Source organism: Rhodococcus sp. 05-2255-3B1 (assembly GCF_002258545.1).
Lineage (GTDB): Bacteria > Actinomycetota > Actinomycetes > Mycobacteriales > Mycobacteriaceae > Rhodococcoides.
In genome coordinates this window covers 812,516-829,085 of record NZ_NOZC01000036.1, presented here as the reverse complement: position 1 = coordinate 829,085, position 16,570 = coordinate 812,516, and the positions used below count along the sequence as shown (strand labels likewise).

Annotated in this window: 16 protein-coding genes; 10 read left to right on the top strand and 6 right to left on the bottom strand. The window is 66.1% G+C overall.

Features of this window, described 5'->3' with window-relative positions:
• Positions 1–90: 90 nt before the first annotated feature.
• Positions 91–318, top strand: coding sequence for a DUF3107 domain-containing protein (locus CH249_RS24700; protein WP_032397679.1), 228 nt, complete (start codon positions 91–93; stop codon positions 316–318).
• A gap of 73 nt (positions 319–391) precedes the next feature.
• On the opposite strand, the gene CH249_RS24695 is transcribed toward CH249_RS24700, so the two are convergent.
• Positions 392–1,045 carry a TetR/AcrR family transcriptional regulator gene (locus CH249_RS24695; RefSeq protein ID WP_032397680.1) on the bottom strand — a complete coding sequence of 218 codons (654 nt, stop codon included), beginning with the start codon at positions 1,043–1,045 and terminating at the stop codon, positions 392–394.
• A 300-nt stretch (positions 1,046–1,345) separates the two neighbouring features.
• Here CH249_RS24695 and CH249_RS24690 point away from each other — a divergent pair, with 300 nt between their 5' ends.
• From CH249_RS24690 to CH249_RS24680, 3 genes are all read left to right on the top strand, one after another.
• A complete protein-coding gene (locus tag CH249_RS24690) occupies positions 1,346–2,425 on the top strand; it encodes a DUF3152 domain-containing protein (RefSeq protein ID WP_176459170.1) in 1,080 nt (359 codons plus the stop codon).
• A 93-nt stretch (positions 2,426–2,518) separates the two neighbouring features.
• A complete protein-coding gene (gene moeZ, locus CH249_RS24685) occupies positions 2,519–3,685 on the top strand; it encodes an adenylyltransferase/sulfurtransferase MoeZ (RefSeq protein ID WP_094682899.1) in 1,167 nt (388 codons plus the stop codon).
• A gap of 58 nt (positions 3,686–3,743) precedes the next feature.
• Positions 3,744–4,598, top strand: coding sequence for a TIGR02569 family protein (locus CH249_RS24680; protein WP_032398302.1), 855 nt, complete (start codon positions 3,744–3,746; stop codon positions 4,596–4,598).
• On the opposite strand, the gene CH249_RS24675 is transcribed toward CH249_RS24680, so the two are convergent.
• On the bottom strand, positions 4,588–5,298 hold the full coding sequence (locus CH249_RS24675; RefSeq protein ID WP_094682898.1) for a FadR/GntR family transcriptional regulator: 711 nt from the start codon (positions 5,296–5,298) through the stop codon (positions 4,588–4,590). The two genes, CH249_RS24680 and CH249_RS24675, sit on opposite strands and share 11 nt — an antisense overlap.
• Before the next feature lie 81 nt (positions 5,299–5,379).
• On the opposite strand from CH249_RS24675, the gene CH249_RS24670 reads away from it, so the two are divergent.
• The 6 genes from CH249_RS24670 (at position 5,380) to CH249_RS24645 (ending at position 13,250) form a co-directional block, all read left to right on the top strand.
• A complete protein-coding gene (locus tag CH249_RS24670; protein ID WP_045199967.1) occupies positions 5,380–6,621 on the top strand; it encodes an MFS transporter in 1,242 nt (413 codons plus the stop codon).
• 224 nt (positions 6,622–6,845) lie between these two features.
• Entirely contained in the window at positions 6,846–8,249 is a 1,404-nt protein-coding gene (locus CH249_RS24665; RefSeq protein ID WP_052050432.1) for a NarK/NasA family nitrate transporter, read from the top strand.
• A gap of 61 nt (positions 8,250–8,310) precedes the next feature.
• On the top strand, positions 8,311–10,806 hold the full coding sequence (gene nirB / locus CH249_RS24660) for a nitrite reductase large subunit NirB (protein WP_094656964.1): 2,496 nt from the start codon (positions 8,311–8,313) through the stop codon (positions 10,804–10,806).
• A gap of 121 nt (positions 10,807–10,927) precedes the next feature.
• Entirely contained in the window at positions 10,928–11,320 is a 393-nt protein-coding gene (nirD, locus tag CH249_RS24655) for a nitrite reductase small subunit NirD (RefSeq protein WP_032398305.1), read from the top strand.
• On the top strand, positions 11,317–12,522 hold the full coding sequence (locus tag CH249_RS24650; protein ID WP_094632495.1) for a uroporphyrinogen-III synthase: 1,206 nt from the start codon (positions 11,317–11,319) through the stop codon (positions 12,520–12,522). Before nirD ends, CH249_RS24650 begins: the two co-directional genes overlap by 4 nt.
• Positions 12,522–13,250, top strand: a complete 729-nt coding sequence (locus CH249_RS24645) for a sirohydrochlorin chelatase (RefSeq protein ID WP_094632493.1) — start codon at positions 12,522–12,524, stop codon at positions 13,248–13,250. The genes CH249_RS24650 and CH249_RS24645 overlap by 1 nt, the downstream gene beginning before the upstream one ends.
• Here CH249_RS24645 and CH249_RS24640 read toward each other — a convergent pair.
• The 4 genes from CH249_RS24640 to CH249_RS24625 are packed head-to-tail and all read right to left on the bottom strand — an operon-like array spanning position 13,204 to position 16,563.
• Positions 13,204–14,988: an NTP transferase domain-containing protein gene (locus CH249_RS24640; RefSeq protein WP_094682897.1), complete on the bottom strand. Its 1,785-nt coding sequence runs from the start codon at positions 14,986–14,988 to the stop codon at positions 13,204–13,206. The two genes, CH249_RS24645 and CH249_RS24640, sit on opposite strands and share 47 nt — an antisense overlap.
• Positions 14,989–15,001: 13 nt before the next feature.
• On the bottom strand, positions 15,002–15,448 hold the full coding sequence (locus CH249_RS24635; protein ID WP_045195734.1) for a PaaI family thioesterase: 447 nt from the start codon (positions 15,446–15,448) through the stop codon (positions 15,002–15,004).
• Positions 15,445–15,786, bottom strand: coding sequence for an MGMT family protein (locus tag CH249_RS24630; protein WP_094682896.1), 342 nt, complete (start codon positions 15,784–15,786; stop codon positions 15,445–15,447). The genes CH249_RS24635 and CH249_RS24630 overlap by 4 nt, the downstream gene beginning before the upstream one ends.
• Complete coding sequence (locus CH249_RS24625) at positions 15,787–16,563, bottom strand: alpha/beta hydrolase (RefSeq protein ID WP_094632535.1); 777 nt, start codon at positions 16,561–16,563, stop codon at positions 15,787–15,789. It lies immediately after the preceding gene.
• Between the last annotated feature and the right edge of the window lie 7 nt (positions 16,564–16,570).

Below are 16,570 nucleotides of genomic sequence, written 5' to 3'. Positions count from 1 at the left end.
TCGCTGACAGCACAGGGCGTCGGGCATCCGGGGCGACACCTCTGCACTAGCCTGGCGTGAGCAGAGTTGTCGAGAGTTCGGAGGTTGACCGTGGAGGTCAAGATCGGTGTTTCGGAGAGTTCCCGTGAGCTCGTCGTGAACAGCACGCAGTCCCCAGCCGAGGTCGAAGCGCTCGTATCGACCGCCTTCGCCGGTAAGGACGGAGTGTTGTCGTTGGAGGACGAGAAGGGACGCAAGTTCTTGATTCAGGCTTCCAAGGTGTCGTACGTCGAGATCGGTCCGTCCGATGCTCGCAAGGTCGGATTCGCGACCGCCTGAGACCGCGCGGAACGAAAAACACGCCCCTCACTCGGATCGAGTGAGGGGCGTGTTGCGTTCGTGGGTCCGTTCCCTACGGTGCCTGCAGGGGAACGTGTGACAGACCGCCCCAGGCCAGCGACACCGTGGTGTCGACGGCGTCTTCCTTGGAGATCGGCCGGTCGGCTTCGAGCCAGTACCGAGCGGTGAACTGACTGGCACCGACCAGGCCGACAGCCAGTACGCGGGCCCGGTACGGATCGAGTCCGGAGTCGTGAGCAACCAGGTCGAAGACGGCGTCGACGCAGGCTTCCGTCGCCTGCTCGACGCGCGCATTGACCTGCGGGTCGCCCATCAGATCGGACTCGAAGACCAAGCGGAAGCCCTGTGTGTCGGTGTCGACGAAGTCGTAGAACGCCAGCACTGCGGCGCGAACGCGCTGCCTGTTGTCCGTGGTCGAGCGCAGGGCCTGACGGACTCCCGCGATCAGGGTGTCCACGTAGCTCTGCAGCACCGCCAGATACAGCTCGAGTTTTCCCGGGAAGTGCTGGTACAGGACCGGCTTGCTGACACCGGCGCATTCGGCGATCTCGTCCATTCCGGATGCGTGATATCCGCGGGTCACGAATATTTCGCTCGCAGCAGCGAGCAGTTGCGCCCGACGGGCATCGCGCGGCAACCGTGCGCCGCGGCGATTGCCGGTGGTGGCCGGCCGGTCGGAAGACCGCCGGTCGTCGAGATCTGTCATCAATTATGTTCCCATCCGCGTCGACAGCTGCGCTCGTCTTGGTTCGACAACGAACGGTCCGGCATGAACTTCCGGCGGGTGGCCGTCGGTTCGGACCGTTCGTAGCGCAGATCACGGGCAACGATACTCGTGGCTGCCCGCACTCACGGGATCCTGGGGGACCGTTGCGAAAAGTGGGCAATACCGGATCATGTCGAGCGGTTTGTTCGTACGATGTTTTCGTACCGAAAACCCGATAGTTCCGTTCCCGGTATCGGCGTGCCGAGCAGCGGGCGGTGAGGATTGTGAGATCGTGATCGAGTGACTGACCGAGGCGGGCCGCGTATCCGCGGTGGTGTGCAGTCGGGCGGCGTCGACGAGAGCTACGACGATCGGTCGGACGACTTCCCACGCACCGTGGGAAGTCGTGGGTCGCATCAACCGCTCCGCGCGCAGTGGGACCCGACGCAACGCGAGGTCAAGCAACGCAGTCCCAGACCGGATCGCGACATCAGGAAACAGAGCAAGCTCGGAAAGTTCGCGTCCACGTACGGCTGGCGGGCGTACGCGGTTCCGATTCTGATCGTGGTGACCGCGCTCGTCGTGTTCGATGCCGTGCGTACCGGTGACCCCGTCACCGGCACCGCCGCGCAGTCCACCAATGTCGATCCCGGATTCGGCACCCTGAGTGCGGACACGACCTCGGGCACCGGAGTCATCGGCGTGCCGCCGCAGGCCGACGGCAACTTCGCGGAATCGATCTCCTCGGGTGAACTACCCGACGGTGGTCCGTTCGCGGTGCAGGGAGCCGGAACGTGGCACACCGTGCCGGGCACCACCGAGCAGGTGGGTCAGGGGACCGAGCGGGTGTTCACCTACACGGTCGAGGTGGAGGACGGCGTGGACACGGTCGGGTTCGGCGGCGACGAGTCGTTCGGCCGATTGGTGGATCAGACCCTCGCCAACCCCAAGAGTTGGACGAACGATCCACGGTTCGGATTCCGTCGAATCGATCAGGGCGATCCCGACTTCAGGATCTCGCTGACGTCGCAATTGTCGATCCGCCAGGCCTGTGGCTACGACATCCAGCTCGAGGTCTCCTGTTACAACCCCGGCATCGAGCGAGTGGTGCTGAACGAGCCGAGGTGGGTGCGTGGGGCGATCTCGTTCCAGGGCGACATCGGCTCGTACCGCCAGTACCAGATCAATCACGAGGTCGGCCACGCGATCGGCTACCAACAGCACCAACCGTGCGAGACCGACGGCGGGCTGGCTCCGGTGATGATGCAGCAGACTTTCGGGACGTCCAACGACGACATCGCGCGACTGGACCCCGCGGGAGTCGTTCCGATGGACGGCAAGACGTGCCGTTTCAACCCGTGGCCCTACCCCCGAGGTTGATCGGCTGGGTTCGGGACGGGCCGGGGGATTAGATTCGAACGTGGCGTGCCGGGTACTCGGTCGTCGTGTCGAGTCGAGGAGCGTCGCTGCGTCGTGGTCCATCTCCCCCCTCTGGTCGAACCCGCGGGCGAACTGACTCCCGAGGAAGTCGCCCGATACAGCAGGCACCTGATCATCCCCAATGTAGGAACGGACGGTCAGAAGCGACTGCGCAACGCACGCGTGCTCGTCGTCGGTGCCGGGGGGCTCGGTTCACCCGCGCTGCTCTACCTGGCAGCCGCCGGTGTCGGCACCCTGGGCATCGTGGAATTCGACGATGTCGAACTGTCGAACCTGCAACGGCAGATCATCCACGGCCGATCCGACGTGGGTCGTCCGAAGGCCGACAGCGCCAGGGACTCGATTCTGGAACTCAACGACGGCGTCGAGGTGGCGCTGCACCGTGTTCGACTCGACTCCTCGAACGCGCTCGAACTCTTTCGGCAGTACGACCTCGTCCTCGACGGGACCGACAATTTCGCCACCCGATATCTGGTCAACGACGCGGCCGCCCTGGTCGGCATCCCGTACGTGTGGGGTTCGATCTACCGGTTCGAGGGGCAGGTGTCGGTGTTCTGGGACGCCGCGCCCGGTGACGCAGGCATCAACTATCGCGACCTGTACCCCGAGGCTCCGCCGTCGGGCATGGTGCCCTCGTGCGCCGAAGGTGGGGTGCTGGGGGTGCTGTGTGCGTCGATCGGGTCGGTCATGGTGACCGAGGCCATCAAGCTGATCACCGGAATCGGCGAGACGTTACTGGGTCGATTGATGATCTACGACGCGCTGGCGATGAACTACCGAACCGTCGGCCTGACTCGGGATCCGCATCGAACGCCGATCACCGAGCTGATCGATTACGAGGCATTCTGCGGAGTGGTCCCGGCCACCGAATCCACCGGAGAATCGATCACCCCGGCGGAGCTGCACGCACTGATGCAGTCCGGACGCGAGATCGCCCTCATCGACGTGCGCGAGCCGGTGGAGTGGGACATCGTCCGCATCGACGGTGCGCGTTCGATTCCCAAGGATCGAATCCTGTCGGGCGCGGTGATGGCGGAGCTTCCGCAGCACATTCCCATCGTGCTCTACTGCAAAACCGGCATCAGGTCCGCGGAGGTGCTCTCGGCCCTCGTCGGTGCCGGTTTCTCCGATGCCGCCCATCTGCACGGCGGAATAGTGGAGTGGGCCAAGCAGATCGATCCCGGTTTGCCCATGTACTGATGCGGTCCGTGTGCGCGTCGTCCGCAGTGGTGCCGCGATCGACGGTAGCGTGACGTTCGTGAGCTCTGTCGAACCTCCTCAGCACGTGATCTCTACGTTCGGGCTGCGCGATGTCGAGCCTGCACCGCTCGGTGCGGACTGGGACGGTGGATGGCGTCTGGGTGATGTCGTCCTGTCTCCGGTGGCAGACCATGCCCGAGCCGCGTGGTCGGCCAAGGTACGCGAGACGTTGACCGTCGACGGGGTTCGTCTCGCCCGTCCAGTGCGTTCGACCGACGGCCGATACGTCGTGTCGGGCTGGCGCGCAGACACGTTCGTCGCCGGCGAGCCGGAGCCCCGCCACGACGAGGTGATCTCGTTGTCGATGCGGTTGCACGCGGCGACCGCTCAACTCGAGCGACCCCGATTTCTGGTTCAGCCTCCCGTGGCCCCGTGGGCCGACGTGGACGTGTTCGTGGCTGCCGACAGGGCTGCCTGGGAGGCGGTCCCGCTACGCTCCGCCCGCGGTGCAGGCGCACCCGAGCCGTCGTCCAGTGACGGCAAGAGCAGTCTGGAATTGGTCAAACAGCTTGCGACACTGCGCAAGCCCGTCGAATCACCCGACCAGTTGGTGCACGGCGATCTGTTCGGAACGGTTCTGTTCTCCGGAAGCGAGGCCCCCGGGATCAGCGACATCACCCCGTACTGGCGTCCCGCGCCCTGGGCTGCCGGGGTGGCCGTGGTGGACGCACTTTCCTGGGGTGACGCCGACGACGGTCTGGTCGGCCGCTGGGACGATCTCCCGGAATGGCCGCAGATGCTGTTGCGTGCGTTGATGTTTCGTCTCGCAGTCCACGCGCTTCACCCGCGATCGACGTCGGAGGCCTTCCCAGGCTTGGCGCGGACAGCGGATCTGGTGCGCCTCATTCTGTGAGATCCGCTGCGCGAGCTGATAGTTCCACCGCACGAGCCGGCGATTCGGAGAGTTCGTGGAACAGTGACCTGGCGGCATGCATCGCACGGGCTGCGTCGCCGTCGATGACCGCCGCCACGAGTGCGGTGTGTTCGTCGATGTAATCGTCGTCGTGCTCGATCGCGTGATGGCGCATGGCGTCGTGGATCACCGGCAGCAGTGAATCGTAGAACTCGAGATAGATGGCGTTGTGGCTGGCCGCGACGATGGCGCGGTGCAGCCGTGCGTCGATCCGAACGGCATCGGCCAGCGGGGTGTCGTCGGACCACGCGGCGTTGCGATCGGCCAGCGCACCCAGCATGGCGCGGATGTCGGCGTCGTCGCGTCGGTCGGCTGCGAGTGCCGCCGCAGTGACCTCCAGGGTTTCGCGCAGCTCGGTGACGTCGCGGTGCCGGGCGTCCGAGAAGTACTTACCCAGTGTCCCGCCGAGGTCGGAGCACGTCATGACGAAGGTGCCCGAACCCTGTCTGCGTTCGACCATGCCTGCATGGACGAGTGCCTGCACTGCTTCGCGCACGGTGTTGCGCCCGGTACCGGTCATCTCGCACAGTTCGGGTTCGGTGGGAATCCGGGTACCCACCGGCCATCGCTGCGACGTGATCTCCTCGCGCAGTGCAGCTGTCACCTGGGATATCAGGCTCGATCGCTGGACCTGCCGCACGTGGGCTCCTCATGCCGGGGACATTGCAGCGTCGATAGTAGTACTTTGCACCCAATGATCCGGTCATCCTATGATTGCGCGGTGAGTGCGCCCACCGTCCCCGCCGGCCGAATCGTCGGTACCTCCCTCCTGCGCGGGCGAATTCTGGTCTTCTCCGCGATCATTCTCTCCGCATTGACTCTGCGCGCCGCCGTGACTTCGATCAGCCCGCTGTTCGGCAGAATCGGCACCGACCTCGAGTTCGGTGCCACGGTGATCGGCATCGTGGGCATGTTGCCTCCCGCGATGTTCGCAGTGTTCGGTTTGGCAACGCCGTTTCTCGCCAAGCGCACGGGGCTCGAGCGGGCCGCTCTGCTGGCCATGGCACTGACCACCATCGGTATGGCCACCCGCGCGTTCGCGCCGAACACCGCGTCGTTGTTGGCGCTGTCCGCGATCGCCCTCGCAGGCATGGGCATCGGCAATGTCGTCATCCCGCCGCTGGTCAAACGCTACTTCTCCGACCGGCTCGCCGTGGTGAGCACCATCTACATCTGCGCCCTGCAGGTCAGCACCATGGTGCCGCCTCTGCTGGCGGTCCCCGTCGCCGACGCCCACGGGTGGCGGCTGTCCATCGGAATCTGGGCGGTCGTCGGCCTGGCCGCAGCACTGCCGTGGCTCGGTGTCGTGGTGGCCCGACGCGGCCACGACGAGAAGGATGTGACGGCCGAGGCCGGATCGGACGCGGTGCACGTGGAGCCGAGCGGCCGAATCCACCGGTCCTCGCTGGCGTGGGGGATGGTCCTGATGTTCGCGATGACGTCCACGATCACCTATGCGATGCTGACGTGGCTGCCGACGCTGTTGATCGATGCGGGTATCGGCGAAGCCCTTGCGGGTGCGTCGGTGGCCGCATTCGGGGCGATGGGCCTGATCACGTCGCTGGCCGCACCCACTCTCTGCGCGCGGGTGCGCAACCCGTACGGCATCGTGGTGGTCGCAGCGGCGTGTTATCTCGGCGGCTTCGCGGGTCTGCACTGGTCGCCGACGGCCGGTACGGTCCTGTGGGTGTGTCTGGTCGGGCTGGGCACGATGACCTTCCCGATGTCGCTGACGCTGATCAACCTCAGGACGCGCACTGCGGTGGGCTCGTCCTCGCTGTCGGGATTCACCCAGGGGTTGGGCTACGTGGTGTCGTCGACCGGTCCGATTCTGTTCGGGCTGTTGCACACGCGGTCCGGTGGATGGGGACTTCCGTTGATACTGCTCACCGGATGCGTGGCAGTTCTGCTGGTCGGAGGGTTCCTGTGCTGCCGACCGCGGATGCTCGAAGACACCTGGTGACGCACGTCGACGTCGACGCGTCATCTCACGACGGTGCCGGTGGGCGCGTGAGACCGAGTTAATCAGCGAGTCACCGCACGCAGCGCCGCTGCAACATGGCTTTCCTATGTTCGGTTCACACACCGATCAGGAGGCCACACGTGACCAGCCTTTCTCGCAGCGCTTCGGCAGATGCCGGCTCAGCCACCACGGCGACAGTTCCACCCGGAACAGTTCCCGTCTCCGTGAACCATCACATCGCGCACTGGAATTCCGAGGACGTCGAGGCCTGGGAGGCAGGTGGCAAGCAGATCGCCAAGCGCAATCTGATCTGGTCGGTCATCGCCGAGCACGTCGGATTCTCGATCTGGTCGATCTGGTCGGTGATGGTGCTGTTCATGCCGATGTCGGTCTACGGCATCGACGCGGCGGGCAAGTTCTTCCTGGTGGCCGTCCCCACACTCGTGGGCGCGATCCTGCGGATTCCCTACACCTTCGCCACGGCCAAGTTCGGCGGGCGTAACTGGACCATCTTCAGTGCTCTGGTGCTCCTGATCCCCACCGTGCTGACGATGTACTTCATGCTCAACCCGGCGTCGTACACCACGTACATCATCGTCGCGGCGTTCGCCGGACTCGGCGGCGGAAACTTCGCATCCTCGATGACGAACATCAACGCGTTCTATCCTCAACGCGAGAAGGGATGGGCGCTCGGCCTGAACGCGGGCGGTGGCAACATCGGTGTGCCTGTCATCCAGCTCATCGGCTTGCTGGTCATCGCTACCATCGGCAACACCGCTCCCGAGATCGTGTGCGCCGTCTATCTCGTCTTCATCGCGGTGGCCGCCGTCGGTGCCGCGTTGTTCATGGACAACCTCGACAACCAGAAGACCAACGGCCGCTCCATGATCGACGTGTTGAAGTTCTCGGACTCGTGGTGGATCGCCTTCCTGTACATCGGCACGTTCGGATCGTTCATCGGCTTCAGCTTCGCGTTCGGCCAGGTACTGCAGATCAACTTCCTCGCCGGACTCACCGACGGCGGCCCCTCGACTCCTGCTCTGCAGGCGCAGGCATCGCTGCAGGCCGCTCAGATCGCCTTCATCGGACCGTTGCTGGGATCGCTGTCGCGTCCGTTCGGCGGCAAGCTCGCCGACAAGATCGGTGGCGGCAAGATCACCCTGTACACGTTCGTGGCCATGACGTTCGCCACCGGAATTCTGGTCGCGGCCAGTACCTGGGACGATTCGACGCCAGGGGCGGCCAGCGGCACGGTGATGGTGCTCTTCGTCGTCGGATTCATCGCACTCTTCCTGCTCTCCGGTATCGGAAACGGATCGGTCTACAAGATGATCCCGGCGATTTTCGCAGCCAAATCGGTTGCACTGCAGGGTATGACGGCCGACGAACAGCAGCACTGGTCGCGCAAGATGTCCGGCGCACTCATCGGCATCGCCGGTGCTATCGGCGCTCTCGGCGGCGTCGGAATCAACCTGGTGCTGCGGGCGTCGTACTCGGGTACCGCGAAGTCCGCCACGACGGCGTTCTGGGTGTTCCTCGGCTTCTACGTCGTGTGCGCGATCGTCACCTGGGCGATCTACCTCCGCAAGACCGACTCCGCCGATGCGAACGCTCCGGTAGCCGTCTGAGGTTCCGGCACCGGCAAGAACGAAACGCACTGCACGGCAACGAAGATCGGAAGGACCCGCAATGAAGAACGCGGTAGTGGTAGGTCACGGGATGGTCGGACACCGATTCGTCGAAGCGCTGCGTGCGCGCGACGAGGCGGCCGAGTGGAAGGTGACGGTCCTGTGCGAGGAGGCACTGGCGGCGTACGACAGGGTGGGACTGTCGTCCTACGTCGGTGCGTGGGACCACAAGGAACTCGCGCTGGCGGGCAACGACTATCCCGGTGACGCACTCGTCGAGATGCGCACCGGAGTACGTGCAGAGCGCATCGACCGTGACCATCGCACTGTCGTGACCTCGGCCGGGGACACCGTCGACTACGACGCTCTCGTCCTCGCCACCGGGTCCTACCCGTTCGTCCCGCCGATCGCCGGTCACGACCTGCCCGCGTGCTTCGTCTACCGCACCCTCGACGATCTGGACAGGATTCGTGCTCGCGCCGACGCCGCGGGCCCCGGAGCCGTCGGTGTGGTGGTCGGCGGTGGCCTCCTCGGTCTCGAAGCGGCGAATGCGTTGAAGAAGATGGGGATGACCCCGCACGTCATCGAGTTCGCTCCACGGCTGATGCCGTTGCAGGTGGACGAGGGCGGCGGCGCGCTGTTGGCTCGCCTCGTCACCGAACTCGGGTTGAACGTACATGTGGGAGTGGGCACGTCGTCGATCTCCGAGAACGACAGCGCCGGTCTGACGGTCGAACTGAGCGACGGCAGCAGCATCGACGCCGCGCTGCTGGTCTTCTCCGCCGGTGTTCGTCCGCAGGACCGACTGGCACGCGAGAGCGGCCTCGAGGTCGGTGAGCGCGGCGGCATCATGGTCGACATCGGTTGCAGTACATCCGATCCGGCCGTCTACGCGATCGGTGAATGTGCCGCCGTCGAGGGCCGGTGCTACGGCCTGGTCGCTCCCGGATATTCGACGGCGGAGGTGGTGGCCGACCGATTGCTCGGTGGCGCAGCGCAATTCCCGGGTGCCGACATGTCCACCAAGCTCAAGCTGATGGGCGTCGACGTCGCGAGTTTCGGCGACGCCATGGCGGCCACTCCCGGTGCGCTCGAGGTGGTGTTCAGCGATGCACCCAAGGGCACGTACGCCAAACTCGTCGTGACCGACGACGCGAAGACTCTCCTCGGGGGCATCCTCGTCGGCGATGCCTCCGCCTACTCGCTGCTCCGTCCGCTCGTCGGACGGGAACTGCCCGGCGACCCGGGTGCCCTGATCTCACCGGCAGCCGAACAGGTCGGTATCGGTGCGCTGCCCGACGACGCCGAGATCTGCTCGTGCAACGGTGTGAGCAAGGGGGCGATCTGCTCGGCGATCGCCGACGGGGCCTGCGATCTGGCGGCCGTGAAGAGCTGCACCACTGCGGGCACCACCTGCGGTGGATGCCTGCCGTCCATCAAGTCGTTGCTGGCGGCATCCGGGGTGGTGCTCTCGAAGTCGTTGTGCGAGCACTTCGCTCAGTCCAGGGCCGAGCTGTTCGAGATCGTTCGGGCCACGAACACCCGCACCTTCTCGTCGCTGATTACCAAGTACGGCACCGGAACCGGCTGCGACATCTGCAAGCCCGTCGTGGCATCGATTCTGGCGTCGACGTCCTCGGATCACATTCTCGACGGCGAGCAGGCGTCACTGCAGGACACCAACGACCACTTCCTGGCCAACATCCAGAAGAACGGCACGTACTCGGTGGTGCCCCGGATGCCAGGAGGCGAGTGCACGCCCGAGCAGCTCATCGTCATCGGTGAGGTGGCCCGCGATTTCGGGCTGTACACCAAGGTGACCGGAGGCCAGCGCATCGACATGTTCGGAGCCCGCGTCGAGCAGCTACCGGCGATCTGGAAGCGCCTCGTCGACGCCGGTATGGAATCGGGCCAGGCGTACGGAAAGTCGCTGCGGACGGTCAAGAGCTGCGTCGGCTCCAGTTGGTGCCGCTACGGCGTCCAGGACTCGGTGGGAATGGCCGTCGATCTCGAGAACCGCTACCGGGGTCTGCGATCGCCGCACAAGATCAAGTTCGGTGTCTCGGGCTGCGCGCGCGAATGCGCCGAAGCTCGGGGCAAGGACGTCGGGATCATCGCGACGGAGGGCGGCTGGAATCTGTACGTGGCCGGGAACGGCGGTCAGTCACCCAAGCACGCTCAGCTGCTGGCCTCGAACCTCGACGATGCCACCCTGGTCAGCTACATCGACCGCTACCTCATGTTCTACGTGCGTACGGCCGATCGGTTGCAGCGCACTGCGCCGTGGCTCGAGTCGCTCGACGGAGGCCTCGACCACCTCAGAGCGGTCGTGTGCGAGGACAGCCTCGGCATCGGTGCGGAGCTGGAGGCCGACATGGAACGCCACGTCGCCGGGTACAAGGACGAGTGGGCGGGTGTGCTCGAAGACGACGAGAAACTCGGTCGATTCGTCTCCTTCGTCAACGCCCCGGACGAGGCCGACCCCACCATCGCGTTCGACGAGTCCGGGGCACGCAAGGTACCCGTGCTGATGGGAATGCCGAGCATCGGCGCGTGAACCGCCGAAGGAGCTGACAACCGGCAGGTCACGAGACTGAGTGCATGTGCACAGACGAGTAATCGCGACTTAACGGGCCAGAAACACAAGCAACGTGGAATAGCTGATCAGGAGGTGCGCCATGACTGTCATCGATTCATCAACAGTGAAGTCACCAACAGCGGTACCGAACGGCATCGCTCGTGATTGGACCCCGGCCTGCACACTCGACGCACTGATTCCGGGGCGCGGAGTGGCGGTGCTCCTGCGAGGTGGCACCCAGGCGGCGCTGTTCCTGCTCGACGACGGACGACTGTTCGCGGTGGGCAACATCGATCCGTACGGACACGCAGCAGTGATGTCACGCGGACTGGTGGGAGACCGCGGAGGCGAACCCACCGTCGCGTCGCCGTTGCTCAAGCAGGTCTTCTCCCTGGCCGACGGGCGCTGCCTCGACGACCCGCAGGTCACCCTCGGATCCTTCGAGGTCTCCTGTGTCGAAGGCGTCGTGCTCGTCCGCGGCGGATCTACGTGAGCGAAATCGCCGGGGCAGCACTGCCTCTGGCCGGGTTCACGGTCGGAATCACGGCGTCGCGTCGGGCCGAGGAGTTCGCGACTCTGCTCGAGCGGCGCGGTGCCACCGTGATGCATGCACCTGCAATCCGCATCATCCCTTTGGCCGACGACGCCGAACTCGAACGCGTCACCGCCGCCGTCATCGCTGATCCGCCCGAGATCACCGTTGCAACAACAGGAATCGGCTTTCGTGGCTGGATCGAGGCAGCGGACGGGTGGGGGCAGGCCGAAGAACTGGGGCGCGCACTCGGCGCGTCACGCCTGCTGGCTCGTGGGCCGAAGGCGAAGGGTGCCATTCGAGCGGCCGATCTGCGCGAGGAATGGTCGCCCGCCTCGGAGTCCTCGGCGGAGGTACTCGAACATCTGCTCGCCGAAGGGGTGGAGGGTAAACGCGTCGCGGTGCAGCTGCACGGCGCGACCACCGAATGGGAGCCGGTCCCCGACTTCTGCGAGGTGTTGCGCTGCGCAGGGGCCGAAGTGGTTCCGGTGCCGGTGTACCGCTGGACGGCGCCCGACGACCAGAGCCCGATGGACCGGATGATCGAAGCCGTCGTCGTCGGCGAGCTCGATGCCCTCAGCTTCACCTCGGCACCGGCGGTGGCGTCGATGCTGATGCGCGCCGACGAGAACGGCGTGCTCGAACCCCTGCTGCAATCGATGAGATCGAGGGTGCTGGCGGCCTGTGTCGGGCCGGTCACGGCCGCGCCCCTGGAACAACTGAACGTGGCCACCACCCAGCCCGCACGGGCGCGTCTGGGGGCACTCGCGCGGCACATCGCCGAGGAGCTGCCGAGGCGAACCGGCCGGCTGCACGCTGGCGGACACGTGGTCAGCGTCCGCGGTAAGTGCGTGGTGGTCGACGGCGAAGTTCGACCGGTGTCGCCGGCAGGCATGGCGCTGATGAAGACGTTGGCCCGCAATCCCGGACGCGTCGTCTCCCGCGAGGACCTGTTGGCGTCACTGCCCGGCGGAGGCGGCGACACCCATGCGGTGGAAACCGCGATGACCAGACTCAGATCCTCGCTGGGCGCGCCGAAGGCGATCCAGACCGTGGTCAAGCGTGGCTATCGCATCGCACTCGATCACATCGAGACCGAAACGGACTGCGACTCCGACGAATCGGCCTCGCGTTCGGCCGTCGTCGAAGGAGGGAAGTACTGATGACACCCACTCTGGTGTTGGTTGCACACGGCACCCGAAACCCCCGTGGTGTCGAGATGATCGCCGCACTCGCCGATGCCGTGTCGACGCAGATCGGTACCACGCGCGTGGCGTTCGTCGACGTTCTCGGGCCGTCTCCGGCCGAGGTGCTGCGCGACACCGCCGAGTCGGCGGTGGTGGTTCCGGCTTTCCTTGCGTCCGGCTACCACGTGCACACCGATGTGCCGCGAGAGATCGCCGACAGCGCTCACACCTCGGTCGCGGTCACCCGCGCTCTCGGACCCGACCACGTGCTGGCCGAGGTCATGGTCGACCGACTGCGTGATGCAGGTTGGCAGGCGGGTGACAGTATCGTGCTCGCTGCCGCAGGATCGTCGGACGCTCGTGCGTTGGAGGAACATCGGCGCGCGGCAGCGATGCTGACCGACGTCGCCCGGGTTCCGGTCCGCATCGGCTACGTCGCCACCAGTACCCCCACCGTGTCCGACGCGGTGTCGACTCTGCGTGACGACGGGCATGCGCGGGTGTTCGTGGCGTCGTATCTGTTGGCGCGCGGGCTCTTTCACACCCGTTTGGCCGACGTCGGTGCCGACGGCGTCGGTGAACCGCTCGGAGTGCATGCCGCGATCGTCGATCTCGTGGTCGCGCGCTACCGCGAGGGTGTTCGCTCTCTCGGTGAATCTAGTGGTGCGGTAACGGAAGAATTGTCACCGGCTCGTCGGCGCTGACCTCGGCCGGGATCACCGCCAGTGCGTCGCGGCCGACGAGGTGAGCCAGATGTGCCGTGCGGACCTGGGTATCTGCTCGCCACCGCGTGCCGTCCGCGGTGACCGGGACGATGCGAGGAGTCGAGGACCGAACCTCGGCGGCATTGGTCAACAGGCCGATCCGCGATGGGCGCACCGTCCTCCCGGTCAGGGCGTCGACGATGGCGGGTGCGGTGAGCATCGCGGTGCCGACGGCGGCGAGCGGGTTGCCGGGTAGGCCGAGCACCACCGTGCCGTCGGGCAGCGCCGCGGTGATCTGAGAACCCCCGGGACGCATCCGCATTCGCCCGACGACGGTCTCCGCATCGAGGCCGACGAGGGTCGTGCGGAGCTGATCGGCGGCCCCGCCTCCGGTTGCCCCGACGACGATGATCACGTCCACGTCCTCGGTGCGGGTCAGCACGTCTCGAAACCCCGTCGCGGTATCGTCGAGCAGCGTCACATCGACGACGGTGATACCGCAGTGTGCCAGGTACTCCGGCAGTACCGATCCGAGAACGTCCCTCGTCTCGCCGGGGGCGAGTGGTCCGATGGATCGAATCTCGTTGCCGCTGATGACAACTCGCCCGCGGGCCGGGCCTCGAACCGCCATCTCGAACACCTCGGCGCTGGCGGCGAGCGACCGTACCGCGGCATCGATCGGGGTGCCTGCTGCGGCGAGTTCTGTGCCGGGCAGCCAGTCCTCGCCGCGTCGACGCGTGTCGTCCGACTGCGGGGCCGTCGGCATTCGCCGAGCGGACCCGTCGGGCTCGCGGATCACGTGTTCGTCGCGAACCACCGACGTCGCTCCGGGCGGAAGCGCGGCTCCGGTCGCTATGCGCACCGCCGTACCGTCGGTGAGTTCGGCGATGTTCGAGCTTCCGGCGTACGCGATGTCGGACCGCAGCGTCCAGGGTTCGGTGCCGCAGACGGCGTAGCCGTCCATCGCGGAGATGTCAACTGCTGGCAATGCGGTCCGGGACACGAGTGGTTCCGCGAGAACGGTTCCGACACTGTCCCGCACCATCACTCGATGGACCGGCAGGGGAGCGAGTCGACGCCGAATTCGCTCGAGCGCGTCGCCGACCTCCAACGTCTCGGGCAGCTGCGCGGCGCGGCGGGCCGCGAGCAGATCGGAACGGGTATCGCAGTCCTCGATGCCGGACATCGGGATGACCGTGTGTTCCGCGGGAACGATTCTGCGCATCGGTGCGCCGTCCACCGAATCGAGCTGTGCCACAGCAGAGCGCAAGGCAGACAGTTGCCAGATGCCGAGCAGGAACTGGGTGCGGCCGTGATCGTCGCGGGCGAAGACGGCGTCGGTGCGCGAGTGGGATATGGAACCGATCAGCGATTCGACCGCCGCGGCGTCGAGAAAGGGCAGATCCGACGCGAGAACCACGACCAGATCTGCGGTGCCCTCCGAATCTGCGGAGTCGAGTGACTTCAGTCCGGCGGCGAGGGCGGCGACGGGCCCACCGCCTGCGGGCGACTCGCGAGTCTGCACCACGTGCTCGGGAACTCCGGTTCGGAGCGGACCCACGAGAACCGTTCTGCGACAGCTCGATACCGCGTCCACGGCGATGTCGACCATGCGACGTCCGCCGACGGTCAGGGCAGGCTTGTCGACCCCCTCCGACGCAGCGGGGTGCTCGGGATCTGCCATCCTCGACCCTCGGCCGCCGGCGAGAACGATCGCGTCGCAGACCGGCCGTGTCACGGTGCGAGCTCGGTCATGTCGGCAGCGGCACGTTCTGCAGGCGAACCTGCCCTCGCGCAATGGTCTTGCCGCTGTCCGAGGCCGTGATCGTGACCAGCCACAGTTGCTGAACGCGGCCCTGCTGCAACGGTTCTGCGACAACGTCGACGCGACCGCCCTTGCTGGCGCGCAGAAAGTCGGTGCCGTTGTGTACGCCGACTGCGAATTCACCGCGATCCTTGACCGCCTCGCTGGCACCGATGCTGGCGGCGCTCTCGACGGCAGTGGTGTAGACGCCGCCGTGGACGACGCCCCACGGCGTGAAGTGCTCGTCCGTCAAATCGATGTGCCCCGCAACCCTGGTGCCCGAGACCTCGTCGACGACGAGACCGGCGGACGCGACGAAGCTGCTGGCCTTCGACAGAGCGAACTTCGCCGTGGGGCGTGGATCGAACTGCTCGAACGCGTCCCTGATGTTCATTCTCCGAGATTAGTGGTCGGCGCAGTCGGGGGTGGGAGCGCCCCGAAGTCGAACCGTATCGAGGTCAACGGCACGCGCCCGTCGTGACTCGGCACGCCTTCGTCGGCCAGGGCGGCGAGCTGTCTCGCGGCAAGGTGCGGGGCCGGCTTTCCGCTCGCGCCGAGGACTCGATGCCAGGGCAGGTCCGCTGAATCGGTGCGCATGATCCAGCCGACGATGCGGGGGCTCGACAGGTCCGCGGCAGCCGCGATGTCTCCGTAGGTGGCAACGAATCCCGGGGGGATCGACGCGACCAGCGAGCGAACCCTTTCGACCTGGGCTTCGGTGATCGGGGCCATCTACAGCACAGATCGCACCAGTTCGGCGACCTCGACCGGCTTGGCCTGGCCGACCATGTGATCGCAGTCGAGTTCGACGGTACGCAGGTTCTCACCGAGTTTCTCTCGCAGTGCAGCAAGGAATTCGTCGGTGACATAAGGGGGTTCGACGCGCATGGCCCGAACCACGATGGTCGGGACGCTCTCGGCGGGGACCACGATCGGACGAGCGAGCTCGCCCCACGTCGCGACGATCGCCGGAATCGACATTCGCCACGTAACCTTTCCGCCTTCTGCGGGGACCAGGTGGTCGGCGACCTCGCGGTCGAGCAATTCGGTGGGCACGTCTGCCCACGCCCCGTGGATCTTCTCCGATCGCGCCTCGTCGGCGTCGGTGTAGTCAGGGGACTTCGCGGTGGCCTCTGCCACCTCGAGCAGCTCGTCCGGCGGCAGAGCGATCGCGGGATCGAGCAGAACCAGCGCCCGCACCGCGTCCGGGAACCTCTGTGCGAGGTGCACGGCCAACGCGCCGCCGTACGAATGCCCGAGCACCACGACCGGACCGCGCGCGTGGGCGTCCAATACGGCCTTCAGAGCCGTGACCTGCGCGTCGATGTCCCAGGGCGGCGTGGCCGGAGAATAGCCGTGGCCGATCAGATCAGGAGCCAGAATCCGGGCCTCGGGCAGGTGATTCTCGGCGAGATCCCACCAGCGGGCACCGTGGCCGGTCACACCGTGGACGGCAAGGATTTCGGGACCGTCTGCGGGTCCGAACGTATGCAGATTCAACTCGGGCACGTCGACC